The sequence below is a fragment of the Furfurilactobacillus curtus genome (assembly GCF_045862785.1).
GTDB lineage: Bacteria > Bacillota > Bacilli > Lactobacillales > Lactobacillaceae > Furfurilactobacillus > Furfurilactobacillus curtus.
This window is the reverse complement of sequence record NZ_BQXO01000045.1, coordinates 1-630: the sequence shown is the minus strand read 5'-3', so window position 1 is coordinate 630 and position 630 is coordinate 1. Positions and strand designations below refer to the sequence as shown.

Annotated in this window: 1 rRNA gene; it reads left to right on the top strand. The window is 52.9% G+C overall.

Features of this window, described 5'->3' with window-relative positions:
- Nucleotides 1-630 (top strand): 16S ribosomal RNA (locus ACKTR2_RS10350); the annotation flags it as partial.

The window sequence follows — 630 nt, the reverse complement described above, 5'->3', positions numbered from 1 at the left end:
GGCATCGGAAACTGGGCAACGTGAGTGCAGAAGAGGGTAGTGGAACTCCATGTGTAGCGGTGGAATGCGTAGATATATGGAAGAACACCAGTGGCGAAGGCGGCTACCTGGCCTGTAACTGACGCTGAGGCTCGAAAGCATGGGTAGCAAACAGGATTAGATACCCTGGTAGTCCATGCCGTAAACGATGAATGCTAGGTGTTAGGGGGTTTCCGCCCCTTAGTGCCGCAGCTAACGCAATAAGCATTCCGCCTGGGGAGTACGACCGCAAGGTTGAAACTCAAAGGAATTGACGGGGACCCGCACAAGCGGTGGAGCATGTGGTTTAATTCGAAGCTACGCGAAGAACCTTACCAGGGCTTGACATCTTCTGCTAATCTTAGAGATAAGACGTTCCCTTCGGGGACGGAAAGACAGGTGGTGCATGGTTGTCGTCAGCTCGTGTCGTGAGATGTTGGGTTAAGTCCCGCAACGAGCGCAACCCTTATGATTAGTTGCCAGCATTAAGTTGGGCACTCTAATGAGACTGCCGGTGACAAACCGGAGGAAGGTGGGGACGACGTCAAATCATCATGCCCCTTATGTCCTGGGCTACACACGTGCTACAATGGATGGTACAACGAGCAGCGA